The sequence below is a fragment of the Pontibacter rufus genome (assembly GCF_015694705.1).
In the GTDB taxonomy this organism is placed as follows: domain Bacteria; phylum Bacteroidota; class Bacteroidia; order Cytophagales; family Hymenobacteraceae; genus Pontibacter; species Pontibacter rufus.
On the sequence record NZ_JADQDR010000001.1, the window covers coordinates 561,543 to 583,910 of the forward strand.

Annotated in this window: 26 protein-coding genes and 1 pseudogene; 9 read left to right on the forward strand and 18 right to left on the reverse strand. The window is 45.0% G+C overall.

All coding sequences use genetic code 11. The features are described from left to right. Positions 1 to 49: 49 nt before the first annotated feature. Positions 50 to 924 (reverse strand): annotated as a pseudogene (locus I2I11_RS02525) (IS1595 family transposase). Continuing rightward, the gene (locus I2I11_RS21515; protein WP_370582905.1) at positions 867 to 1,061 is read right to left on the reverse strand and encodes a transposase; all 195 of its coding nucleotides are present in this window, start codon (positions 1,059 to 1,061) and stop codon (positions 867 to 869) included. The pseudogene I2I11_RS02525 and the gene I2I11_RS21515 overlap by 58 nt, the downstream one beginning before the upstream one ends. A gap of 121 nt (positions 1,062 to 1,182) precedes the next feature. Here I2I11_RS21515 and I2I11_RS02535 point away from each other — a divergent pair, with 121 nt between their 5' ends. From I2I11_RS02535 to I2I11_RS02550, 4 genes are all read left to right on the forward strand, one after another. After that, a complete protein-coding gene (locus tag I2I11_RS02535) occupies positions 1,183 to 1,380 on the forward strand; it encodes a hypothetical protein (protein WP_196266075.1) in 198 nt (65 codons plus the stop codon). Beyond that, positions 1,373 to 3,049: a DUF262 domain-containing protein gene (locus tag I2I11_RS02540; protein ID WP_196266076.1), complete on the forward strand. Its 1,677-nt coding sequence runs from the start codon at positions 1,373 to 1,375 to the stop codon at positions 3,047 to 3,049. The genes I2I11_RS02535 and I2I11_RS02540 overlap by 8 nt, the downstream gene beginning before the upstream one ends. A 9-nt stretch (positions 3,050 to 3,058) precedes the next feature. Beyond that, a complete protein-coding gene (locus I2I11_RS02545; protein ID WP_196266077.1) occupies positions 3,059 to 3,196 on the forward strand; it encodes a hypothetical protein in 138 nt (45 codons plus the stop codon). A gap of 109 nt (positions 3,197 to 3,305) precedes the next feature. Next, positions 3,306 to 3,551: a histone H1 gene (locus I2I11_RS02550; protein ID WP_196266078.1), complete on the forward strand. Its 246-nt coding sequence runs from the start codon at positions 3,306 to 3,308 to the stop codon at positions 3,549 to 3,551. Here the strand turns inward: I2I11_RS02550 and I2I11_RS02555 are convergent. Both I2I11_RS02555 and I2I11_RS02560 read right to left on the reverse strand, forming a co-directional pair. After that, positions 3,544 to 4,170, reverse strand: a complete 627-nt coding sequence (locus I2I11_RS02555) for a P63C domain-containing protein (protein WP_196266079.1) — start codon at positions 4,168 to 4,170, stop codon at positions 3,544 to 3,546. The genes I2I11_RS02550 and I2I11_RS02555 overlap by 8 nt on opposite strands. A gap of 4 nt (positions 4,171 to 4,174) precedes the next feature. After that, a complete protein-coding gene (locus I2I11_RS02560) occupies positions 4,175 to 5,410 on the reverse strand; it encodes a helix-turn-helix domain-containing protein (RefSeq protein WP_196266080.1) in 1,236 nt (411 codons plus the stop codon). A gap of 144 nt (positions 5,411 to 5,554) precedes the next feature. Between I2I11_RS02560 and I2I11_RS02565 the strand changes: the two genes are divergently transcribed. From I2I11_RS02565 to I2I11_RS02585, 5 genes are all read left to right on the forward strand, one after another. Further along, on the forward strand, positions 5,555 to 6,373 hold the full coding sequence (locus I2I11_RS02565; RefSeq protein WP_196266081.1) for a DDE-type integrase/transposase/recombinase: 819 nt from the start codon (positions 5,555 to 5,557) through the stop codon (positions 6,371 to 6,373). Positions 6,374 to 7,131: 758 nt separating this feature from the next. Then, a complete protein-coding gene (locus I2I11_RS02570) occupies positions 7,132 to 8,709 on the forward strand; it encodes a vitamin K epoxide reductase family protein (RefSeq protein WP_196266082.1) in 1,578 nt (525 codons plus the stop codon). Positions 8,710 to 8,713: 4 nt separating this feature from the next. Then, complete coding sequence (locus tag I2I11_RS02575) at positions 8,714 to 10,018, forward strand: amylo-alpha-1,6-glucosidase (RefSeq protein WP_196266083.1); 1,305 nt, start codon at positions 8,714 to 8,716, stop codon at positions 10,016 to 10,018. A 111-nt stretch (positions 10,019 to 10,129) separates the two neighbouring features. Next, complete coding sequence (locus I2I11_RS02580) at positions 10,130 to 10,735, forward strand: DUF2231 domain-containing protein (protein ID WP_196266084.1); 606 nt, start codon at positions 10,130 to 10,132, stop codon at positions 10,733 to 10,735. Between the two features lie 128 nt (positions 10,736 to 10,863). Further along, positions 10,864 to 13,128 carry a multicopper oxidase domain-containing protein gene (locus I2I11_RS02585; RefSeq protein WP_196266085.1) on the forward strand — a complete coding sequence of 755 codons (2,265 nt, stop codon included), beginning with the start codon at positions 10,864 to 10,866 and terminating at the stop codon, positions 13,126 to 13,128. Positions 13,129 to 13,384: 256 nt separating this feature from the next. Here I2I11_RS02585 and I2I11_RS02590 read toward each other — a convergent pair whose 3' ends face one another. From I2I11_RS02590 to I2I11_RS02645, 14 genes are all read right to left on the reverse strand, one after another. Next, positions 13,385 to 13,528, reverse strand: coding sequence for a hypothetical protein (locus I2I11_RS02590; protein WP_196266086.1), 144 nt, complete (start codon positions 13,526 to 13,528; stop codon positions 13,385 to 13,387). Positions 13,529 to 13,654: 126 nt separating this feature from the next. Then, complete coding sequence (chrA, locus tag I2I11_RS02595; protein WP_230679842.1) at positions 13,655 to 14,809, reverse strand: chromate efflux transporter; 1,155 nt, start codon at positions 14,807 to 14,809, stop codon at positions 13,655 to 13,657. Beyond that, on the reverse strand, positions 14,782 to 15,240 hold the full coding sequence (locus I2I11_RS02600; RefSeq protein ID WP_196266087.1) for a DoxX family protein: 459 nt from the start codon (positions 15,238 to 15,240) through the stop codon (positions 14,782 to 14,784). Before I2I11_RS02600 ends, chrA begins: the two co-directional genes overlap by 28 nt. After that, a complete protein-coding gene (locus tag I2I11_RS02605) occupies positions 15,212 to 15,853 on the reverse strand; it encodes a class I SAM-dependent methyltransferase (protein WP_196266088.1) in 642 nt (213 codons plus the stop codon). The genes I2I11_RS02600 and I2I11_RS02605 overlap by 29 nt, the downstream gene beginning before the upstream one ends. A 217-nt stretch (positions 15,854 to 16,070) precedes the next feature. Then, on the reverse strand, positions 16,071 to 16,622 hold the full coding sequence (locus I2I11_RS02610) for a sulfite exporter TauE/SafE family protein (protein ID WP_230679843.1): 552 nt from the start codon (positions 16,620 to 16,622) through the stop codon (positions 16,071 to 16,073). Continuing rightward, positions 16,546 to 16,812 (reverse strand): hypothetical protein, encoded by a 267-nt coding sequence (locus tag I2I11_RS21190; protein ID WP_230679844.1) that lies wholly within the window; start codon positions 16,810 to 16,812, stop codon positions 16,546 to 16,548. The genes I2I11_RS02610 and I2I11_RS21190 overlap by 77 nt, the downstream gene beginning before the upstream one ends. Before the next feature lie 13 nt (positions 16,813 to 16,825). Further along, positions 16,826 to 17,587 (reverse strand): hemerythrin domain-containing protein, encoded by a 762-nt coding sequence (locus tag I2I11_RS02615; protein WP_196266089.1) that lies wholly within the window; start codon positions 17,585 to 17,587, stop codon positions 16,826 to 16,828. A 129-nt stretch (positions 17,588 to 17,716) separates the two neighbouring features. Beyond that, on the reverse strand, positions 17,717 to 18,550 hold the full coding sequence (locus tag I2I11_RS02620; protein ID WP_196266090.1) for a helix-turn-helix domain-containing protein: 834 nt from the start codon (positions 18,548 to 18,550) through the stop codon (positions 17,717 to 17,719). 410 nt (positions 18,551 to 18,960) lie between these two features. Next, positions 18,961 to 19,170 (reverse strand): hypothetical protein, encoded by a 210-nt coding sequence (locus I2I11_RS02625; RefSeq protein ID WP_196266091.1) that lies wholly within the window; start codon positions 19,168 to 19,170, stop codon positions 18,961 to 18,963. A gap of 323 nt (positions 19,171 to 19,493) precedes the next feature. After that, entirely contained in the window at positions 19,494 to 19,694 is a 201-nt protein-coding gene (locus I2I11_RS02630; protein ID WP_196266092.1) for a hypothetical protein, read from the reverse strand. 276 nt (positions 19,695 to 19,970) lie between these two features. Next, the gene (locus I2I11_RS02635) at positions 19,971 to 20,597 is read right to left on the reverse strand and encodes a DUF305 domain-containing protein (protein ID WP_196266093.1); all 627 of its coding nucleotides are present in this window, start codon (positions 20,595 to 20,597) and stop codon (positions 19,971 to 19,973) included. 156 nt (positions 20,598 to 20,753) lie between these two features. Continuing rightward, a complete protein-coding gene (locus I2I11_RS02640) occupies positions 20,754 to 21,221 on the reverse strand; it encodes a hypothetical protein (RefSeq protein ID WP_196266094.1) in 468 nt (155 codons plus the stop codon). A 127-nt stretch (positions 21,222 to 21,348) separates the two neighbouring features. Beyond that, positions 21,349 to 21,471, reverse strand: coding sequence for a hypothetical protein (locus tag I2I11_RS21400; RefSeq protein ID WP_255531334.1), 123 nt, complete (start codon positions 21,469 to 21,471; stop codon positions 21,349 to 21,351). 129 nt (positions 21,472 to 21,600) lie between these two features. After that, entirely contained in the window at positions 21,601 to 22,269 is a 669-nt protein-coding gene (locus I2I11_RS02645) for a ferric reductase-like transmembrane domain-containing protein (RefSeq protein ID WP_196266095.1), read from the reverse strand. Between the last annotated feature and the right edge of the window lie 99 nt (positions 22,270 to 22,368).

Here is a 22,368-nt window from a genome sequence, read left to right on the forward strand (position 1 = left end):
ACACGTAAAACGATTTAGAAAAATGCGCTCGGTAATTTGAGCGCATTTTTTATTTTTTACCTTTTGCAGTTAATAAGCGATAAGTTATTCTTTCTTGTCCGCTATTGCCTACTACCTTTCCAAAGCTATGAATGTTGCCTAAGTTACGATTGTTATATCGAACTGAAAACTCATTACAGTAAAGATGCAAGTGTTGTGGTGAAACGTAGTGGTAAATACCAACAATACCTCTTTTAAAGATACCCCAAAAGCCCTCAATATTATTAGTATGTTTATGACCAACTGTCTTGTAATTACCTTCAGAGTGCTTAATCGTTATATGTTCACTATAAACTTTATCAAGTCCTTTGTATGCAGCGTAAGCATCGGTATTAGTACTGCTTCCGGTGCTACATTGGCTACCATAATAGAATGCAATGTTTCCTTATTAGTATCAGGCACAACAAAGGTGCGTACTTTACCATCTCTCTGTAATACGCCTAAAACTGCTGTTTTGTCTAAATGTGCCCGGCCTTGTGAGTTAGCCACCTTCTTATTTTCATGGCGGTTTTTATTCTTGCCACCTACAAAGGTTTCGTCCGCTTCGACTATGCCATTAAGTAATTCAGGTGCAGTTTCACTCAGCATGGTTCTAACGCGATGATTAAGGAACCATGCTGACTTCTGGCTTACGCCAATTCTTGTTCCTAACTCTATTGAGCTAATTCCTTTCTTTGAAGTACTGATTTCATAAATAGCCTGAAACCATTTCCGCAACTCTATTTTGCTTCCTTCAAAAATACTACCAGTACGAACAGTAAAAGGGAGATCACACTGTCTTTCTGAACAACGATAAGAAGGTATATCCTTAAATTTACCACGAGGCTTTACATTATATGGTTTTTTAAGCTGCCACAATGAGGACAAGCAATACCATCTTGCCACCTTTGCTCCTCCAAGAATTCGTAGCAAATCTTTTCATCTTTGAAATGGTCATTGAATTCGTGGATAGTTTTGAAGGCGAAGTTCATAAGCTTTTTGTTTGATGTAAAATTAGTAGTTTTTACACATATATACAACATTTGTAGTAATATAGTTATTACATTTTTTTAAAATAATAGCTTTTATATAACTTTTGTATATACGTTTTAAGCTTAACTAATTTAAAGGTGTATCTTTGTATATTACTTTATGATTTGAATCATGAAAAAAGAAAACCAGATATTAATTCGTGTGTCCGCTTTAGAAAAAGAAGGATTTGAAAGAGCTGCTGAAATAGCAGGTATTGGTCTTTCGGCATGGGCTCGACAAAAATTAAGAAGCGCAGCTATTCAAGACCTGCAAAATATCGGTGAAAAGATACCTTTTTTAGAGCCCATCAAATTAGATAATAATGGATAAGGAATTTGATTTTAAAGTATTAGGAATAGCTACTGCTATCAAGCAAGAAAGATTTAGGGTACCACCTAATCAAAGAGAGTATTCATGGACAAGCGAAACACAGGTAAGGGATTTGTTGCAGGATATAAATAATGCATTAAGAAACCCAGATAAGCCTTATTTCTTAGGAACTGTTGTTTTAACAAAAGCAGAAAATGGTGTATTGGAAATTGCAGATGGACAACAGCGCATCGCTACTACCACAATGATATTAGCGGCCATTAGAGACTATTTTAGAAAAGAAGGGCAATCGGATACATATAAATCAATAGAGCATGACTACCTTTTCTCATTTGAGAGAAAACAAGGTGAGTTCACCTCAAAACTAACTTTAAATGTTGATGATAACGACTTCTTTAAAAAGAGTGTATTGCATCATCATAATAATCCAAATACGATTTCATTAAGGCATTCTCATAAATTAATTTCAGAGGCTTTCGATTACATAAAAAAATATATAGGAAACTTAGTTTCTATGCATGGGAAAAGGAGTTCGGAAGTCCTAAATGAATGGATAGAATATTTGGATAACCAAGCTAATATTGTAATTCTTAAGGTTTCAAATGCAGAAAATGCCTTTATGATGTTTGAAACACTAAATGATAGAGGACTAAAAACATCGCAGGTAGATTTAGTAAAAAATCATATTTTCAGCAGAGCAGGAGATAGACTTCCGGAAGCTCAGAGAATGTGGTCAGCAATGAAAACAGCTATAGAAACTGTATCAGATGATGATGATATAACTATGGATTTTTTACGCTGTGTATGCTGTATAATCGCGGGGCAAACTACCAAAAAAGAAATAATGAGGACGATTCAGAGTAGAACTGAATCTAAAACAGATGCCTTGCTGATGATGGGTTTATTCGAGGAGCTGAGCCAAGAATATGCCGCCATATTAAATCCTGATCACCCTAAATGGAATGAATACGGTACAGAAGCAAGACAAGCCATACAAGTAATAAATCTGTTAGGTGTAACTCAAATACAACCATTAATGCTCGCAGTTTCAAAATATCTTCCAAATAAATATGTGCCAACATCTTTTAAATCGTTAGTATCATGGTCTGTTAGGTTTTTAATTTTGAACATAAGGGGTGGCCGCTTAGATGAAGGTTATGCCAAGTTGGCAAATAGGATTCATACTGGAGAGATAAAAAGTACTGTTGATTTAAAAAAAGAGGGATCTTCCATAGTACCAAACGATGGTACATTTAAATCAGCTTTTGAAACAGTTAGAGTCGGTACAGCTAAACTTGCAAAGTATTATCTGCGGTCGCTTGAAACTACTGCAAGTGAACAAGATGATCCTGAATTTTTACCAAATAATGATTCCGTAATTAACCTTGAACATATAATGCCATCCTCTATTGATGAAAAAAAGTGGCCTAATGTAAGTAAATCAGATGCAGAGGCTTACTTAAAAAGACTTGGGAATATGTGTTTATTAAAGGCTAAAAAAAATTCAGATATAGGCAACTTATCATTTGACCACAAAAAACAAACGTATAAAGAATCAGCCTACCAATTAACCAACCAACTTGCCTCACTTGATGTATGGGATATAGAGGCCATAGAAAACAGACAAAAAGTTATGGCAGATTTAGCAGTTAAGACATGGGCTCTTTAACTTAATAATATGGCAAAGAAAGAAGGCTCAAAAGAACGTCCAAAGAAATATGATGAAAAGCTAAAAGTAAAAGGCAGCTTTTTAGATATTATGAAGGCATCAGTAAAAGATGCAGATAAAAAATCTGCAAAGAAAAAAGAGGACTAATAAATCCTCTTTTTTTGTTTCTATCAAAACCTTACGTGTAAATGGGTATAGTTACCATTTTTAATTTCTAATGCTTGACCGATTAAGTAGAATACTCGTATCTTTGGATATGGCAAAAAATCCGAAACATCCGAAAGATACAAATCAGTTAGCTAAACTAATAACTGACATTGCTACAGGTGAAAGTACAGAAAACACAGAAGATACCGAACAACCGGAAAAGAATCCGGCTGCCGTTGCGTTAGGCCGCTTAGGTGGGCTAAAAGGCGGTAAGGCCAGAGCTAATAAATTAACACCAGAGCAAAGAAAAGAAATAGCTAAAAAGGCGGCCGAAAAAAGATGGGGCTCTAAATAGCTTGAAAATATTGTTTAAACAAATCTGGCTGAAATCCGCTTCCATATTGAGCCGCATGTTTTATTCTAAATTCATAAAGTGAAGTGCATTCCCGCATTAATTTAACTGCATCATAAATAAATTTTTCTAATAAAAGTACACCATCTTCACTCAAAAAGTAATAATTTTTATATCTTCTAAGACACCATTTAATATAAGGATTTTTGGCGTGAATATGTTGTAAAACCCCTCCTGGAAATCTATTATAAATTATTGTGTTAATGACCTTAGCAGTCGGAGTAGGCTTACGATATTTTTTCCTTTGTTCTTCTGTCCAGCCCATTAAATCTCCAAACGCTTGCAGATATTCTGAAAACCTTGGTTCAAGATTTTTTCTTAGTTCTGAAACAATTCTTTTTTGCGTTTCCCTTTCTTCATTTACAGAGGTACGCCTGCCGTTTATAAGCTCATAGGTTAAGTTTTTCTTATCAAAACTCTTATCAGAAAGTAATTGTGAAGCCCTATCATCTGGCCCTTGAAGGAGGGACAATCTAAGTTGTTCTTCATTCTCAATTTGAGGTATCTGATTAAGATTACTGTTTTCAGGGATAATAGGCTTATCTTTTTTAGGCTTCTTCATGCGACTAAATGTAAAGTATGTGTTTTATTGATTTAATATGTTCTTTTGTGGAAATCCTATTTTCCCAAGGGTTCTCAATAAGTTTAATTAATTTATTGAATTCATCTTTAGGATTATGCCTAGTTGCTCTGGGCCAACCCATTCTATCATCTTCGCCTACATCCTTAGCATGAAAAACATAAATAAAACTTGGATGTACTTCATTAACTTTTGCAAACTGCCTAACAAAATCGGTATTATTTAAGTGGGGCCTTATTTTCTTTAATTTTTCCATAGAAAATAAGTATTCTCGCGCAAAATGGTTTGCTGCATTTTCTCTCTCAACAACCGGCAATCTTTGTTCTTCTTCGTCCGATATATGATAGCGGTTAAATTTAATATCTTCCCAATCAAAAATTACGTGGTGTAATTCATGAAGTAAGGCAAACCATAAAGTAGGGTAAAACCCTTTATAGTCAGTTAAAACTATACATGGTTTATGGTTGATATTCAGAGTTGCGCCTCTTAGGTGAAGCGACGGAAAGCCTGGTTGATAGAATACAGTTATTCCAAATTTATAGAGAGTTCTAATAATATTTATTAATCCTAAATCAACGTTTGTAGAATGCCATCTAATTTCAGGGAAGAAATCTAGTAAGGCTTTTCTGTTATATGGATAAGGATTATCTATCTCTTTAAAAGCATCTTTAGCCGCTTTAATCCAGATTTTTCTATTTTTATCGTTTTTGGGTTGTATTATGCCAGCAGAAAAGGCTACATCATCGGAAGGGTTCTGATAATTAAATATACTCTTTAGGCCAAAAGCGGCAATTATTCGCTTTTCAATCTCTTCAAAGTCGGTAACACTTTTTATAAACCCTACTTGTTTTAAAGCGGCTAAATCGAAGTTTTCTTTTATGAATTTTACTTTATCAGCTGTTACAATTTCAACTGGCTGATTTTTTTCCAGTGAGTTAATGTATAATAATATAATTTGTTCTTTAGGCAGTTGCAAGAAGGTTGCAATCTTAATAAGATTTGAAAAGTCTACTAACTTCTGAGTGCCATTTAATAAACCATTAAGTGTGCTAAGCCCTATGTTTAGGATTTTCCTAACATCAGTCTTGGTCATTTTTAATTCTACTAATCTACGTTCAAATACATCCTTTAAGGTCTCATTTATTACATACTTATAAGGATTATGACTGTTTAGTATCTCATCTACATTAAAATTATCATTATTCTCTTTCGGTACAAACATTTTATAGTCCGTTATTTGATTTCAAAAATAATCTATTTCAAGAACTAAAACAATAATATTGCAAAAAAAAGTCTAAGTTTTAACTGTAAAAAAATAAAGTGAACTTTATGCTTGACTGTTCAAGAAATATTGTTATATTTGTATATGAATAAGCTACCTCTACAAAAAAGAACTCAAATCATCAACTGCTTAGTTGAAGGTATGAGCCTACGGGCTACCTCTCGCATAGCCGATGTTAGTATTAATACCGTAACCAAACTATTAGTTGATGTAGGTAGGGCTTGTCAAGAGTTCCATGATGCAACCGTTCATGGTCTTACAGCTAAACGCATTCAATGTGATGAAATTTGGAGTTTTGTTTATGCTAAGGGCAAGAACGTAGAGGATGCTGTTGCTGCGCCTGACAAGGCTGGGGATGCTTGGACTTGGACAGCTATTGATGCAAATAGTAAGCTTATTGTTTCGTGGTATGTGGGGAACCGTGATGCAGATTCAGCTTATGAGTTTATGAAAGATGTTCAGGGTAGATTAAAAAACAGGGTGCAATTAACAACTGATGGGCTTAAAGCTTATATAGAGGCTGTAGATAAAACTTTTGGCATTGATATTGACTTTGCACAACTTGTTAAGATTTACGGTCAACCACAGGGCAAAGAAAATGAAAGACGTTATAGCCCTGCTGATTGTACAGGTGCAGAAAGAAAGCGGGTAACAGGCAGGCCATATCCGGAACATATTTCTACCAGCTATGTAGAGCGGCAAAACTTAACGATGCGTAGGTTTACCCGCCTTACAAATGCGTTTTCTAAAAAGGTGGAAAACCATTGCTACGCTATTGCATTGCATTTTGTATATTATAACTTCATTAAAATACACAAATCCTTGCGGGTAACACCTGCAATGGAAGCAGGATTAACCAAGAGGTTAATAAGTATTGAAGATATTGTAAGATTAACTGATTAAATAAAAAAGGAGGGCTAGTAACCCTCCTTTTTTATTTAATCAATCTCTAGTACCCTTTTTCTTTTACCATAACATTCATTGCATAAATACTCGAATTCACCCACGATTTCCACGTTGTTTTTTGTTATGTGATTGTACAAATCATTGGTAATTTCTAAGCACTCTGTGCACTTATTCCAATTTAAAAATTTAGGACGTACTTTTTTGGCATTGGTTCTCATAAGCTTAAAATTTAAAGTGTCTTTAAAATATAGGATATTCAGAGGGCTGAGGTTAAGGAATATTTAAAAATGACTATCTTATCTCAATTACTGTCTCGTATATTTCACTTAAATTCAAACTGAGACACTACCAGCCATTTCCCAAGCTTTTTTAGGTATAAAGGTTAAAAACGTCAGTAGCCTAATGTTTCGTTCAAACCTTTTTTGGCGGGTTGAGCCGGTAAAGGTAGCTTGCCAGCAAGGCCATTGCACGGCAACAGCGCTACAAATTGGGGTAAAACGCACTGGCATTGATGCTGTAGCGGCATTACATCGTAACGACGTTGCTGGCTTTCCTAAACTTTGTAAGGAATAGCAATAAATATGTAAAACTCAAGGAGAGCATACCTTGTAGAACAGGAAGATAGAGATGGCTAAGTCATGCCCACCCTTATAGCTATGTTTTCCGGGGCTGCCTTTTGGCCATTGCCTTTGCAGTAGCCTTTGATAAGTCCATGCAATTGAAACTTTTAAACATGCTAATACAAGGTATCACTTATGGGAAAGGAGAAAAAACAACACCAGCATCATCAAAGTGAAGACGGAAAGCACGGCGGTGGTATGGGGATGCGCGGTGTAACCCGGCCTATGGCCGAGCAAGAGATGCGCCAGCACAACAAGAAAATGAACCAGCACGAGGGGCAGCAAGGGGAGGGCCACGGCATGAAAATGTCAGATGACATGCGCCGGCAAATGCTGCACATGCACCACATGCAAACCCTGTGGGTGTACTGGGCGATTATCATCCTCGGTGTTTGGATGGTTATGTCACCGCTTACCTTCAGCTATACTATAGGTACGGTTGCGCCCAGCGGCGGGCGCGAGGTATGGCTCAGCCTCGGCCAGCGGATCAGCTTTATGAAATGGAGCGACATGCTCAGCGGGCTTGGCCTGATCTTCTTCGGATGGCGCTCCCTTACGCCTAATCGTCCCGTAAGCGTGTGGATCGCCTGCTTTATCGGTATCTGGCTCAGCATGGCCCCACTTGTTTTCTGGTCGCCCACGGCAGTAGCTTATCTTAACGATACGCTGGTAGGAGCTCTGGTCATTGCCCTGGCCATACTCATAGCCGGTATGCCCAACATGATCATGTACATGAAAATGGGCTCCGAGGTGCCTGCCGGTTGGAGCTACAATCCTTCCAGCTGGCCACAGCGCTGGATCATGATCGTGCTGGCTTTCGTCGGCTGGATGGCTTCCCGCTACCTGGGCGCGTTTCAACTGGGCTACATCGATCATGCCTGGGATCCTTTCTTCGGGAACAGCACCCGGCAGGTGCTCAACTCCGACATGTCGCACTCCTGGCCTGTATCCGATGCGGCCCTGGGTTCTCTGGCGTACACCTTTGAGTTTTTAATGGGATTTATGGGCGGCACTTCCCGCTGGCGCACCATGCCCTGGATGGTGTTCTTCTTCGGTATTCTGGTAGTGCCGCTGGGTTTGGTCAGCATTTTTTTGGTGATTGCCCAACCCCTGTCTGTTGGGGCGTGGTGTACGTTTTGCCTTATAACTGCGGTTATTATGCTGCCCATGATTCCCATAGAGATGGATGAAGTAATAGCGATGGGCCAGCACATGGTGCAAAGAAAACGCAAAGGCGATTCGCTCTGGAAGGTTTTCTGGAAAGGCGGCGAGCCGGTAGAGCAAAACTCAGACGAGCGTTCTCCGGAGGTAATGGAATTTCCTCAGGAGCCGGGCAAGGTGTTCCTGGCGTCCATCTGGGGGATGAGCTTTCCCTGGACGCTGACGGTATCTGCCATACTGGGGATCTGGCTCATGTTTGCCCCGGCTGTATTCGGCGTGGGAATAGAAACCAGGGCAGCGGATATTAATCATTTGGGAGGCTCTCTGATCGTAGTGGTGGCGGTGATATGTATGGGGGAGGTGCTGCGGTTAGGGCGCTACCTGAATGTGCTGCTCGGCTTGGCGGTAGCCATCTGGCCGTGGTTTGTGGCAGACAGCAACCTGGCCCTGAACATCAGCGGCGCTGTGGCGGGGCTTCTTGTTGCTGCGCTTTCCGTTCCCCGCGGCGCTAAAACAGAGACGTACGGCCTTTGGGATAAATATGTTAAATAACCGGATGCCTGTAAAAGAAGAACGGCTGCTAACTGATGAGGAAATAGCGCAACGGGTGCGCAAGCTTTTGTACGCCAACATGATTGAAGGGCAGAACGGCGGGTACAGATTTCATTATACAAAACCGTCCCCGGGCACCTATCCTTTTCAGTACTTCTGGGATACCTGCTTTCATGTGTTCATACTTACCGCGCTGGGCGAGTATGAGATGGCCAAAAAGCACATCCGTAGCTTGTTTGTCTTGCAGGAGCCGGATGGTTTTGTAGGGCATATGATTTACTGGAAGCGGCTGATGCCCGGGCGTATCACAGACCTTTTTCAACTCAGGCCGGCATCTCTTTTAAAGTTATACAAGCCGCACATGTCTGCGCTGGTGCAGCCGCCGCTGGTGGCAGAGGCAGTAGCGCGCATTTACCACGGCTCCCAGGATGTGGCTTTTGTAGGCGAGATGCTGCCCAAACTCAAAAAATACTACTGCTGGCTGCTGGATAACCGCGATTTTGAGGGGGAGGGGCTGCTGTCGCTTATCACGCCTTTTGAATCTGGCATGGATTGGAAGGCCAGCTACGACCCCATGCTGCACTACAAAGGCAAAGGCAGCCCGCGGCTCTTCTGGAAAGTGCTGCAAGTGGATATGTATAATTTCCTGCACGGCTACAACCTGAAGAAGCTGTACCGGAAAGATGAATTCATCGTGAAGGATGTGGCTTTTAACACCATGTATGCGCAGAACCTGGAAGCATTGGCCGACCTGTGCCGCTTGATGCAGGACCCGGACGAAGCATACTTCAGAACAAAGGCGCAGCAAACGGCGGCAAGCATCTTCAGGCGCATGTATAACCCAGAGGAAAAAGCCTTCTATGACCTGTGGGGTAAAAAGCAGGAACAGCTAAAAGTGAACACCGCCACTATTTTCTTCCCTATCGTACTGAAAAGCGTGCCGGATGCAGTGTGCTGGCAAGTGCTGGAGCGGCACCTGTTGCAGCAGGACGGTTTTGATGTGCCTTTCCCGATTCCGTCCCTTTCGGTGCACGCGGCTGCTTTTAACCCTGAAGCGTCTACCTACATCTGGCGCGGGCCTACCTGGGTGGTGTTTAACTGGTTTATGCACCGCTACCTGCTGCAGAAGGGCTACGGGCAGCAGGCGCAGGCGCTGTTGCAAAGCGTAAAACGGCTGATAACACAAAGCGGCTTCCGGGAATACTATCATCCTTTTACCGGGGAAGGCGAAGGGGCATACGACTTTACCTGGTCCGGCCTGGTAGTGGACATGCTGAACAGGCAGAAAGAAGCGGAAACGGGACTATAAGCAGTTTTGGCGCAGTGTCGGCGCGTGTACAACTTTTTCACGATGGCGGGGCATTTAAATCGTTGCCGGCTTTATAAGAACATACCATGTCACACCATTAAACAGCAAACTATGATAAAAACAGCCATCCTCTCTTTTGCGTTTTTATGCTTTGTGCTGGCGGGCTTTGCCCAGGCACAGGACACGGCTACACGGCAGGAGCCGGACGCAGCCAAAAATGAAGTGCTGGCAAAGGCTTATGGCGACGGAGACCTTACTGCTTCTTATGATGCATTCCCGACGCTGCACCCACTGGTCGTGCATTTCCCGCTCGTATTGCTGCTGCTGGCTGCCATAGCACAGGTAGCCGCTTTTTTTGTTTTCAAGCGAGAGCTTAGCTGGGTTACATTGCTATTGCTGGCCGGAGGGTTTATAGGGGCTGTTGTGGCTGCTACGCTTGTTCACCTGCACACGCAGGGGCTTGCGGAAAGAGCGCAGCAGGTACTGGAAATCCATGAAACCTATGCCACTTATACCCTCTGGCTCAGTGGTATCGCCGTCTTGATTAAAGCGATAAGCCATTTCTACTTTAAAAGAAGACTGATGGCGGAAATTGTAACGGTCGTGGTGGTGGTTGCCTCCGCTACTTTCGTGAGCTTGGCAGGCCATTACGGTTCACAGCTGGCTTATGTCGAAGGAATAGGCGCACAGGGAAGGTTTATAGAACAACACGAATAGTGGGAGGCTTATGCCTTTAAAAGCTGGCGGAGAAAAAAACGAATTTGTTTGCTGGCCATAACATTTGAATCGCTACAAATCAATAAATGTCCAGGATGCCGAAACTATATACAGTTCTGCTTTTAATTTTGGTTAATACACCTGCTGTAGTGGCACAGCGCCGTGTGCGCGAATATCACCTGACTATTGCGGACACCACAGTGCATTACGGCAACAAAGAGAGGACTGCCATCGCCGTAAACGGACAAATTCCGGCCCCGACCTTATACTTTGAGGAAGGGGACTCAGCGGTGATACATGTAACAAATAAAATGGAGGAGGAGACATCGGTGCATTGGCACGGGTTGCTCGTGCCCAACTTAATGGATGGCGTCCCTTACCTGTCTACGCCGCCCATACGCGAAGGGAAAACGTTTGTGTATCACTTTGTGATTCGGCAGACCGGCACTTACTGGTACCATTCCCATACCATGCTTCAGGAGCAGCTGGGCCTGTACGGCTCTATTGTTATACATCCTAGAGCGAGAAAAGCAGATGCCCCCGAAGAACAGGTACTGGTGCTGGCCGACTGGACAAACGAAAAGCCAATGGACATCCTGCGGAACCTGAAGCGCGGGTCCGAGTGGTACACGGTTAAAAAGGGCAATGCTCAGAGCTTTAACCGCATTATCGCCCATAATAACCTGAAGGCGAAGCTGAAGCTGTCGTGGCAGCGGATGCCGGGCATGGACATTTCTGATGTATACTATGATGCTTTTCTGGTGAACGGGCAACGGGTGCAGGAGTACCCCTTAAAAGCCAGGGAGCAGGTGCGTTTGCGGGTCATTAACGGATCTTCCTCTACATATTTCCATGTGCAGTTCGCGGGCGGGAAAATGCAACTTATCGCTGCTGACGGACAGGAAGTAGAGCCCTTCATGGTAGACAGGGTACTGATTGGCGTGGCCGAAACCTATGACTTTATAGTAACAGTACCGGAGGGAGGCAGCTATGAGTTCAGGGCAACAGCGCAGGACGGAACGGGCTATTCATCTACCTTTCTGGGCACAGGGCCACGCGTAATGGCGCCGGATGTGCCCAGGCCAGACATCTTTAAGTTGAATGAAATGATGGCCAATATGAGCATGGGCGGCATGAGCAAGGCCAGCATGGGGCAGGGTGGCATGATGAACACGGAGAAAGGCATGGAGGGAATGGATATGAAAGAGCATCAAAAGTCCGGCGGTAAGCAGCCTGGCCAAATGCAGCACGAGCCGATGCAGCAGGATACTACCCACAATATGCACCGGCAGCAGGACACACTTAAACAGCCGATGCAGCACCAAGGGCAAAGCATGGATAGTATGCAAGTGAAAGACGCTGCCCCTAATATGGTCATGGAGAAGCCTGGCGACGATACCCTGGTCATCTTCGACTATGACATGCTGCGCGCTAAGCAAAGAACGGCTTTCGACAAGCCTGAAAAAGTGAGGGAACTGACCTTTAACCTGACTGGTAATATGTGGCGCTATATATGGTCAATCAACGGAAAAATACTGTCTGAGGCGGATAAGATAAAGGTGGATTCGGGGCAGGTGCTGCGGATAAAGATGGTGAACCAAACCATGATGCGCCACCCTATGCACCTGCATGGCCACTTTTTCAGGGTGCTAAACGAGCAGGGCGCGTACAGCCCGCTGAAGCACACCGTGGACGTGCCGCCCATGCAGGCTATTACCATCGAGTTTCTGGCCAACGAGCCGGGAGAATGGTTTTTCCATTGCCACATACTTTATCACATGATGTCAGGCATGGCGCGGGTGTTCAGCTATAACGACTACCGGCGTAACAAATTGCTGGGTAATTATCCGCTGAAGTTTCTGCTGAACGAGACCAACCCAATCTTCATACTGGGAGAAGCAACCCTGGCAAGCCACAGGCAGGAACTGGACCTGCGCCTGTTTAACACCCGAAACAGCCTGAACATCAACGCTGAAGTAGGCGGCTGGTATAGCAATAAGGGCTATGAGGTAAACGTAGACTATGCCCGCTGGCTCACCGATTACTTCAGGGTATATGCCGGAGGGCGTTTCGAGTCTCATATGGGCAGGCAAGCCACAAAAGACTCCGATGTGCAGGAGTTTGGCAGAAGTGATAACGTGGGCGTAGTAGGGGTGCGTTACCTGTTGCCGCTCTTTGTGAACGCAGACCTGAGCATAGACCACACAGGGCAGGCGCGCCTCTCCCTTGACGGCGTCTGGTGGCTGTTCCCGCGCACGGAGCTGTTTTACTACGGCGACACCGAGAAAGAATTTATGGTGGGGCTAGAGCAGATTCTGAGCCGCGACTTCTCATTAACAGGCAGCTATCATTCAGACTATGGTATAGGCGGTGGCCTGTCTTTCAGGTTCTAGCGTAAGCGGGCTGTCCACCTATTTCGATAAATGAGATTGCAAGGTGCGTGAAAAGAACCCTAAAGAGGATAAGTGTAAAATAGTAGTGTTGTGTGGTGAAAGCCGTATTGACCTGGCAAATCAGCAGGCCTGGTTGCCGGTAAGTTACATTGAAAGGCAAGCAATATAGCCTGACACAATAAGTTGTGCCCCTACTATTTTAGCTGTTTGCTTTATGAAAAGGGGCACTTACATTGTATGTAAGCGCCCCTTTTGTTTAGTTCCCTTGGCGAAACAGGTTAATCACTGTGGCATCATCATCTTCATCAGGCCATGGGAAAAGCGCAGGTATACTTCGGCACTGAAGCAACGCGCAAAACAAGAAAGAAATCAGGCCGATGACAGTCAAATGCTTTTTCATGCTATTCATGTTAAGCGACACATAAATATAGAGAAAGTTTTGCATAAAACATGCACAGCGCAATGCTTCTTAAAGCGTAAGGTGAAGTCTGGTTCAGGCATATAGCGGAGTAACTAAAAATACTTCTTATATCAGGGATAATAGATAGCCCAACAAAGCGCCCCCTATAACGATAAAAGCGCTGTTTAGCTTCTTCAGCCAGAACACAACCACCAGGCTTGCAACAACTATAACGATTGTGCGCCAGTCGGTCAGTGTGGATTTACCCATCTCAATAACCACGGCAACTATCACCGCCACGGAGGCTACGTTTACGGCATCCAGAAAGGCCGAGAACAATTTAGACTTTCGCAACCTGGGGATGATAGGGTTTAAGACCAGCACAAAAAAGAAGGAGGGCAGAAAGATACCTGCTGTCGCAGCCCCTGCCCCCTGCCACCCGTCTAACTGCCAGCCCACAAAGGTGGCCGTGGACAGGACAGGGCCCGGGGTAAACTGCCCCACCGCAATGGCGTCAATCAGCTGCCGCCGCTCCATAAACCCCTTGGCCACCAACTCCGCGTCGAGAAAGGCAAACAGCACATAGCCGCTTCCGTACAAAATGGCCCCAATCTTTAAGAACGTAAAAAAGATGCTGACAAGAGAAATGGGCAGTGTATCAGCATACAGTGGCTGTAACAGTAAGGTTGGAGCAATTGATTTTAAGGTAACTCTCTGGTTCTTGATAGCATACAGCAGCAGTCCGGCAAAACCGGCGCCCAGCAAAGCCGCTATTTCGTTCACCCCTACCAGGGCCGCTGCCAACGTCAGCAACCCTAAGAGAAGCAACTGCAGGTTTTTCACAGCCTTTTGGCCCAGCGAGTACACCGCCGCCACAATAATGGCAATAACCGCGGGCTTGATGCCGTAGATAAACGGCTCCACCTGCGGCAGCTGGCCGTATTGCTGATACAACCACGCAAAAACTGCCGTTATTAGCACAGCTGGCAGGATAAAGCTTGCGCCCGCCACCAGAAGCCCGACAAAGCCAGCCCGCTCGTGCCCGATGTGCATTGTCATTTCTGTGGAGTTCGGGCCGGGTATAAGGTTGGTAGCTCCTATCAAATCCAGGAAATGCTGCCGCTCCATCCACTTCCTCTTTTTTACCACCTCGTCTTCCATCATGGCAATGTGGGCGGCAGGCCCGCCAAACGCAATGGTGCCCAGCTTCAGGAAAAGCAAAGTAAGCTCTTTTAGCCTCGCCCGTCTGTCCATCAGAATAGCTTCCTGTCCAGTGACCATCTGCCGCCGCCTCTGATGAGTAAGAAAAGACTGCCGAGCCACATGGCAAAGTCGGTGCGTGCCTCGTGTGCCATACTCCAGAATCCGTAGGTCTCCAGGTCGCGGAGCACAAAGGGACCGAAACTTTCGCCGAAGGCAATAGGGATTTTGGTTACAATGAGGGCTACGCTCATATCAACAAGCATCGCCAGCGCTGCTCCCCGGGTTATAAACCCCAGCAAAAGCAGGATGCCGCAAATGGTTTCAAAGGTTCCGACAAAATAGCCAAAAAACTCTGGTTGGGGGAAACCCATTTTTTCAAAGCGCCCCGGCCCCAGCGCATCAGGATACAGGAATTTCTGGATGCCTTCGGAGAGGAACACGGCGCCGGTCATCAGCCGGATAAGAATAGTGGTGGACGAGCTATCGGTTTCTAAGAATCTTTTTAACATGTTGTTGTGTGATAGTGGTTCTGAAGCTGCAAAAAAGGAAGTTCTGAGTGGTATGGAAAGGCGTTACATGGTCTTCTGTGATACACCTTATTTTTTGAAACTTGGCGGCAAGCTGTAATTGTAGCTCCTCCTCCGAGTATTGTTTTACCTCCAGTCCGCTACATTTATTCGGCCCTTTGTCAGAAAACGTTCCGATGACCAGATAACCTTCGATGGCCTTGCGGGCAGTTTCCAGGTATGAGTGTATCTGCTCGCGGGAAGTGAGAAAATGGAATGTGGCCCGGTCGTGCCACACATCATAACTCTCTGCCGGAACAAACTTTGTTATATCAGACTCTATCCATTTCACGCGGTTCGCTTTATTGCCAAGCCTTTGTTTTGCCCTTGCAAGTGCGATGCCCGAAATATCCAGCACGGTTACATTCTGGTATCCTTTCTGCAGCAGGAAGTCGACCAGCCTGCTGTCCCCGCCGCCAACGTCTATAATCCGTGCGGATTTGGGCAGCCCGAAACTATGTATAAATGCGAGCGAGGTTTTCGGCTCTTGTTGCGTCCAGCTTACCTCATCGGGCTGTTTGGTCTGGTAAATCTTTTCCCAGTGTTGTTTTCCCATGATATACCTGTTCTTGTGAACACTGTTTTTATTGCAAAATCGAGATAGTTGTTCCCGGAAAGAAGTACAAGGCAAAATTAAAGCATGATTTCCCAGAACTATGGTACAACAGCCGCTATGTTTGGTATGACCGATGCAACACGAGACCTTTTTACTGCTATTAAACGAGAAAGTACTGCAAAGTATAAAGGCGCTGTTGTGTATGCCGAATGAGTGTTTACGAAGTCAGCAGCTCTTTCAGTTGGTCATAAATAATCACAGCGCCGCTTATTACCATAACTATAAGTACAAGTTTCCGGAATGTTTCGCTGCTGATTTTCTGCAGGAATCTCTTGCCGAAGTAATTTCCGATAGAAGCTCCTGCACCCAGTGCCAGCCCATAAAGCCACAGGTTGCCATGAAGGGCCCCCAAAGTGGTATAAGTCCCGATTTGTACCAGCCCCACCAGAAAGGAGTTGGCCGTTTTGGTGCCAATCATGCTTTCCTTATCCACTCCATAGTTGAGGTAGAACGGGTTCAGCACAGGTCCCATCGCTCCAACTAGCGTCGAAAAAAAAGCTATTAGGAACCCCAAAGGGACAAAGTAAAACAGCTTCATCGAAAACGACCGTTCCTTTTTGCCGAACCGATACTGAAACACGGTGCTTAGCAGGAACATCCCGATAAAAATCTGAAGCCACTCTGCCCGTATGTTACTGAACAGCAGTCCTCCTGCCACCACGCCCGCCACAGCAGCGGGAACATAGTATCTGGTTACCTTCCAGTTCAATATCTTTCCAGAACAGGTAGAGCCTGACGGGCGCGCCTAACAAATTGCCTAGGTTGATAACAGGTGCGGTAACTTTTGCGCCCAGCAGGAAGCTGACGACGGGGACGAGCAACAGCGAGCCGCCGCCACCTGAGAGCGTGCTGATGATATAGGCCAGGAGAGCCGCGACAAGTATAAAAAAATAATTCACTGCCCAGCCTAACTTATCCGGGCAGGGTAGGGGTGAACTGCGACAGCTCGTAAATGCCCATCTGTTTTTCGATGCCGGCAACTTTGTCTACCATCGTGGCAAAACCGTCTTCGCCGAACAACTCATGCTCTTTCTTCTCGAAGTCTTCGCCCATTGCATCATACTCATTGGAAGAAACGATTTCCTTCAGGGCCGGGAACAACACCGTGTCTTCCCTCGCCTCATGGGGCCGGTACATCCGGTTAAACTGCGACAACAGGTTTACCAGTTGCTGCCTGCCCTCGTTTTTAGACAGGGCAGGCATGTTGCTGTACTGCAGGATTTGGTCTGTGAGCGCACGCCCGGCATCGTGCTGCCGTTGCAGCACCTGCACCAGGTCAGTGAGTTTGTTGGCCTTCCTGAACCGCGGGAACAGGTAGTTCTCCTCCAGTTTTTCGTGGTAGTCCTCAATAAAAGTCCTGATAATGCCGGCGGCGTTGTGGAGGGATTCCGGCGAAAAGTCCTCTTTACTGTTCAGGCGGGTAATGGAAGTGTCATATATCAGCAATATCCTGTTCAGTAGACCGTGCTCCCGCATCAGGTCTTCCGGCGGCGACACTTCCTCTTCGCTCTTTTCGCCTTCTTCGTCGCCTGCTTCTCCTGCTTGTGTGCCATTCTCTCCATTGCGCTGCTGACAGCCCCATAAAAGCGAGGCGCCGCCAATGCCTACGGTGGATGTTACGAGGGTGATGCTTTGCAGGAAGCTGCGCCGGTCGCTGTTTGTCGTTGTTTTCATAGTCCTTTTATTTCAATTATGCCTGTTATAGTATAGAGGTTGGCAGCAACTGTTCCTACCATACCTGATGGTATAAAATTACGCAGCAACGAAGTCAGAGGTATGGTTTAAAAGGAGCTTATCCTGGTACTATCGAAAATGGGCGGTGCGGAACTGGGCAGGGGTAACGGTTTCGGACTTTTTAAAGAACTTCACAAAGTGAGAAGGGTCAGAGAAGTTAAGCTGAAAGGCAACCTCGCTAACGGTCAGGTCTGAGTGCAGCAGGTAGCGTTTTGCCTCTAACAGAATCTGCTCTCGCATCAGGCTGCTTGCAGACTTGCCTGCCACCTGCCGGCACACGGCATTCAGGTTCTGGGGGCTGATGTTCAGTTGCCCGGCTACCTGCTTCACTTTTAGCCTGGCGTTTATGCGCCCTTCCCGGATAATCTGCCGGAACTGATGGTATACTTTGTGGTTGGTGTTCGGCGCTGCATGAGAGCTTGCGTTTGCCTGTAACAGCCTGGCAAGTATAACCTGAATCAGTCCTTGGGTAATCTCATAGGAGTATGGGCCGCTGTCAAGCTGTTCCTTTTCGATTTCAAGAAACAATGCTTGGAGGCCCAGGTTGTTAGCGACATCGCAGGCAATAGTAGCCTCCAGCTCTCTTATCAAGCCCAAAATATCTGCCTGCCTGACATAGTTAAAGAACTCTTCTCTAAAAAGGAGAACAAATCCCTTTGGTATCGTTGTGAGTTCCCAGCAGTGCAGTTGCCCCGGTGACAGGAAGTAAGCTACCGGCGGCTCCACCTGCAGTTTCTCTGTGTCTACCCAATGGAAGCCGGCCCCCTCATACAGAAAAATCAACTCGAAATAACCCTCGTGTTTATGGGGAGTGGTTTTTTTGATGATTTCCTTGAAGCGGGATATTTTGAACGGCACGTCCTTGCCAAGCTTGTCTTTCTTCTTTATCGGGATAGATTCCATTGATATAACAATTCAACGCTGCTTGTAGAGGTAAAGTCCTGAAGATAGTTGGAAGACACCAGCTTATCAAAAATTATATATTAAACCTGTTTATATATTAAATTTCTGCTTCTATCCAAAGTCCTTGCTGGTGTTATTACCCGTAAGCAAGCGGCGGCTGAAGTATAGATGTTGGTGAAAACATCAACAAGGGCGGGCTTTTACATATTCATACTTATATACTACACAGGTGCATTGTTTTGAAAGACGATCATTGTCGTAAATTTACAAAAACAAGGCGGGAACAGGCCATTTCAAAAATTTTCATGCCTTCAATTACCAGGTCTGCTATGGAGCACAAAATAAAACATCAGCTTCTGTTAGAAAGATTTTCTTCTGACAGAAGCTGATGTGAATAGAACCAGCACCCGTTATTTCCAGGCTGCTTCATTGCCTTTCTCGTAATCAGAGAACGCTTTGGCTAAACCACCTAAAACTTCTGCGGAGGTTTCAAATAGTGCCTGAGCCTTTGGCTCCTCCAGTTGGCCAATATCTTTGCGGAGATGGTCAATTAATTCTTGTAATCCCGATCCTACATTTCGGGCGTGTTCCTTCGGATCTGACGTTTGTAAATTTTTCATAGCTTTCAGAATTATGGTTTCAGTTAAGTATACTGCCAAGTATACTTAAAGGTGTTGTAGAGGTATGGTATAATTAGGCATATGTTTGGTAGTATAGGCTAAGGCTATTATGTAGTGCCTTCAGTCAGCTTCAGGTTTTATAGTTTCTAATGCCACAAAACGAAGTCTGTTGTACAATGGAGTACATACAAAAACAATCCGTACCTTCTATACGTGCATCTGTTCTCTATACTCAGAGGCAGCAAGCCGTTTCTGTTAACGGACAGTAATCCTGGCTGATATTATTGCGGCTTCGATTGCTCCTCTATCGGTGCCAACTACTGTTACCGCATCATCTTCATCAGGCCGGGGGAAAAGCGCAGGTATACTTCGGCACTGAGCGGGAGCTTTCCATAAACAGGGTGCAGGCCGCCAGAAGGGCTGAAAACACTTACCTGCGCGCCCGCATTCACATTTGCTGGCCGAGTTGCAATACCTGCCGGTATATTAAATATTTCGTCATGATCATACAAGGGCTCCGCCAATCCTAGCTAGCTCCCTGGCTGATTTCTGCACAAACTCATAACGCCCACAGTGTCCTATGGCTGCTGGTGCATCTCATGCTGCGCCGAGGCCGGTAAAGCGAGGGCTGTCAGCAGGAGAAAACAAGGCAGGGTAGTATAGCTTTTCATCATTTTTAACTCACTGAGATTTAGGTGCGGTGTAGCCTGAAGCGCATTTGCTGCGCTATAACAAAGACTGTTTGTTATAGCGCAGCAAATGCGCTTTTATTCTGAACATCAGTATCTTGCGGTAGTGAACTACGGCTGTCCGTGCTCGTTGCGGAATTTAGCCAAATCGATGATTTCCTGCTCCTGCGCCTCTATTATTGTCCGGGCTTCATCAAGCATTGCCTGCTCATGCCCGTGCTTCAGCTCAATGTTGGACATGTCTATGGCTCCCTGATGATGGAAGGTCATCATCATAGCGTAATCATAGTCCGGGTCGTTAGACATGTTATAAGCCTGCATCGTCTGGTTCATCTTCGTCATGGCCTGCATCATCTCTTGGCCAAAGCTACTGTCTGTTTCAGGCTTTGGAGCCCCGTGTGCATCCAGAAAGGCTTGCAACCTGCCCTGGCTCTTGCTGTCATTTTCCAGCGCCTCCTGTGCCAGCTGCTTCAGCTCTTCATGCTTGGCATATTTGAGCACGATGTTAGACATATCAATAGAACCTTGGTGGTGCGGTATCATCAGCCGGGCGAAGTCCACATCAGGGTCCATTGTCATTTCCACGGAGTCCATCGCCTGCTGCATTTTCTCCGCAGCGGCCTTCATTTCGGCGTGAAAGGCCATGCCTGACGGGTCTATTTCTCCGTCTTCTTTGTCGCAAGCAGCCGACAAAAGCGCCGTTAACAGCAATAAAGTGTAAATTTTAAGCTTGTTCATATACAAAAAATTAGGTTAAACATGCTGTTTTTACGGCAGTGAAGTAAGCGTGTTGTTGCGGGAGTGGCGAGACAATAAATATGTAATTTTTCACTTTTAAATGTAAAAGTAAAATACAGGGCACAACAGGATTCGTGTGCTTACCTGTTGCTGAGATTATAGCCTCGGCTTTGCTGCATTGGCACCGAGGTAAAAAGCCAGGCCGGGAAGAAGCATGAGTTGCAGCAGAGGCAACAGACCAACGTCGAGCACAGGAACAAGGGGCATGGCCGTTGTATAAGACCACTGCTCTTTGGCCAGCGCCCATTTTTCAAACCATAGGGCAAGCAAACCACCGCTAAAGGCCAGTAGGCCATACTGCCACAGTTTAGCCTTCAGAGGCCAATATAGACTATGGCTGAGTACCGCAAACAGTAGGTATAGCAGCAGGAGCACCAATGCATCCACCACAGCGGCAATAAAGCAAATCCAGAAATGCGCGAAGAATCCATTGTAGCCCCTGTAGAATGGCGCCTGTGCGTTTTCCCAAATTAAGTTAAGCAAAAATCCTATCACCAGCACGTAGCCACAGAGCACATACCTGCTCCGCCATACTGTGATTCTCTTATCTGGCCTGCACGTCATATTTTATGGCAACATTTAGCTGTAGCGTATAACAAGGCATATTCCTTCTAATTGATTTTGGGAGGCGCCCGCTGCGGTACCAGTGCAGTCTGCGCTAGTTGGAAAAATGCGCAAAAGCATTACGCTGTTATTTCCTTATCTGCTTCACGAGCCATACAATCAGGAGCACCAGGACTATTAACAGGAGCAAGCTACCCAGCATCATGCCGATGCCCATCCCGCCGCAGCAACCGTTCATTCCGTTCATCATATTTGCGATTTGAGGTATTTAAAGTTTTATTCTTTTTATCATTCAAAAATATATATAACCTCATCCTCCTGAAACGTATATTCCTCCTGATAGAATAAATCATCCGCATCTTCTACAATCTTTTCCTCTCTAACTTCTTTTGCCGTATTTCTTGTATTTTAAGTAACCCATTAACTGAACAACTAAAACCGGAAGAATAAGCGCTATCAATACAATCGGATAAGGAAGCATCCTTTTCTCGATGACCTGGTAAGATACTGCATGAATAATAACCAGTAAGTAAAGCACATAATTCCACCTTTGCCAGTACTTCCAGCGTGGGGCTTTTAACTTTCTCAAGGTCAGGTCATTCGAGAGTGCCAGGAGAAGGGCCAGAATAAAGGCCCCTGCCAGTCCGGTATAATTGGCGAAACCAAACAGGTCTGAACGCAGAACCAATTGTTGACTTATCTCTTCTTTTTTAAAAAAGTACAGCAACATATTACCCATGTGAACCTGCCAACCAATACCTACATGTGCCAATCCAATCAAGCCGCTCCAAATCCCTATATCACGGCGCAGATCTGTAGAAACAGGGTTCCTATGTTTTCTTAGTAGATTAATAGGGCCTGTGATCAAGGTGATACCCAGAAATAGCAGGGAGGTATAAGCTGTACTCATGCTCCACTTATAAATTATATCCGGTGATTGAACTAAATAAAAAAGACTGCCGAGCAATAATAAACTCAGCAGTGCTAAAATGCTATGGTGAAAGATTCTTTTGGTCAAACGGGAATGCGTACTGGTTTTTTTTATCATTTCTTAGATTCAATAATGAAGTTTTTAAAAATCAACCTTAGGTCAGACTTCGTCTGCGTAACTGTTAAGTTCGCCTTCATTCCAGGTGAGCTTAGTTGT

Excerpts from the sequence above, each read along its gene's own strand:
- I2I11_RS02645 (WP_196266095.1), bottom strand. The coding sequence starts at position 22,269 with ATGATAAAAAAAACCAGTACGCATTCCCGTTTGACCAAAAGAATCTTT.
- I2I11_RS02555 (WP_196266079.1), bottom strand. The coding sequence starts at position 4,170 with ATGAAGAAGCCTAAAAAAGATAAGCCTATTATCCCTGAAAACAGTAAT.
- I2I11_RS02615 (WP_196266089.1), bottom strand. The coding sequence starts at position 17,587 with ATGAAAACAACGACAAACAGCGACCGGCGCAGCTTCCTGCAAAGCATC.
- I2I11_RS02590 (WP_196266086.1), bottom strand. The coding sequence starts at position 13,528 with ATGAAAAAGCATTTGACTGTCATCGGCCTGATTTCTTTCTTGTTTTGC.
- I2I11_RS21515 (WP_370582905.1), bottom strand. The coding sequence starts at position 1,061 with ATGTTGTATATATGTGTAAAAACTACTAATTTTACATCAAACAAAAAG.
- I2I11_RS02565 (WP_196266081.1), top strand. The coding sequence starts at position 5,555 with ATGAATAAGCTACCTCTACAAAAAAGAACTCAAATCATCAACTGCTTA.
- chrA (WP_230679842.1), bottom strand. The coding sequence starts at position 14,809 with ATGGTCACTGGACAGGAAGCTATTCTGATGGACAGACGGGCGAGGCTA.
- I2I11_RS02600 (WP_196266087.1), bottom strand. The coding sequence starts at position 15,240 with ATGTTAAAAAGATTCTTAGAAACCGATAGCTCGTCCACCACTATTCTT.
- I2I11_RS02535 (WP_196266075.1), top strand. The coding sequence starts at position 1,183 with ATGAAAAAAGAAAACCAGATATTAATTCGTGTGTCCGCTTTAGAAAAA.
- I2I11_RS02545 (WP_196266077.1), top strand. The coding sequence starts at position 3,059 with ATGGCAAAGAAAGAAGGCTCAAAAGAACGTCCAAAGAAATATGATGAA.
- I2I11_RS02540 (WP_196266076.1), top strand. The coding sequence starts at position 1,373 with ATGGATAAGGAATTTGATTTTAAAGTATTAGGAATAGCTACTGCTATC.
- I2I11_RS02620 (WP_196266090.1), bottom strand. The coding sequence starts at position 18,550 with ATGGAATCTATCCCGATAAAGAAGAAAGACAAGCTTGGCAAGGACGTG.
- I2I11_RS02605 (WP_196266088.1), bottom strand. The coding sequence starts at position 15,853 with ATGGGAAAACAACACTGGGAAAAGATTTACCAGACCAAACAGCCCGAT.
- I2I11_RS02580 (WP_196266084.1), top strand. The coding sequence starts at position 10,130 with ATGATAAAAACAGCCATCCTCTCTTTTGCGTTTTTATGCTTTGTGCTG.
- I2I11_RS02550 (WP_196266078.1), top strand. The coding sequence starts at position 3,306 with ATGGCAAAAAATCCGAAACATCCGAAAGATACAAATCAGTTAGCTAAA.
- I2I11_RS02640 (WP_196266094.1), bottom strand. The coding sequence starts at position 21,221 with ATGACGTGCAGGCCAGATAAGAGAATCACAGTATGGCGGAGCAGGTAT.
- I2I11_RS02560 (WP_196266080.1), bottom strand. The coding sequence starts at position 5,410 with ATGTTTGTACCGAAAGAGAATAATGATAATTTTAATGTAGATGAGATA.
- I2I11_RS02570 (WP_196266082.1), top strand. The coding sequence starts at position 7,132 with ATGGGAAAGGAGAAAAAACAACACCAGCATCATCAAAGTGAAGACGGA.
- I2I11_RS02575 (WP_196266083.1), top strand. The coding sequence starts at position 8,714 with ATGCCTGTAAAAGAAGAACGGCTGCTAACTGATGAGGAAATAGCGCAA.
- I2I11_RS02625 (WP_196266091.1), bottom strand. The coding sequence starts at position 19,170 with ATGAAAAATTTACAAACGTCAGATCCGAAGGAACACGCCCGAAATGTA.
- I2I11_RS02635 (WP_196266093.1), bottom strand. The coding sequence starts at position 20,597 with ATGAACAAGCTTAAAATTTACACTTTATTGCTGTTAACGGCGCTTTTG.
- I2I11_RS21400 (WP_255531334.1), bottom strand. The coding sequence starts at position 21,471 with ATGATGAACGGAATGAACGGTTGCTGCGGCGGGATGGGCATCGGCATG.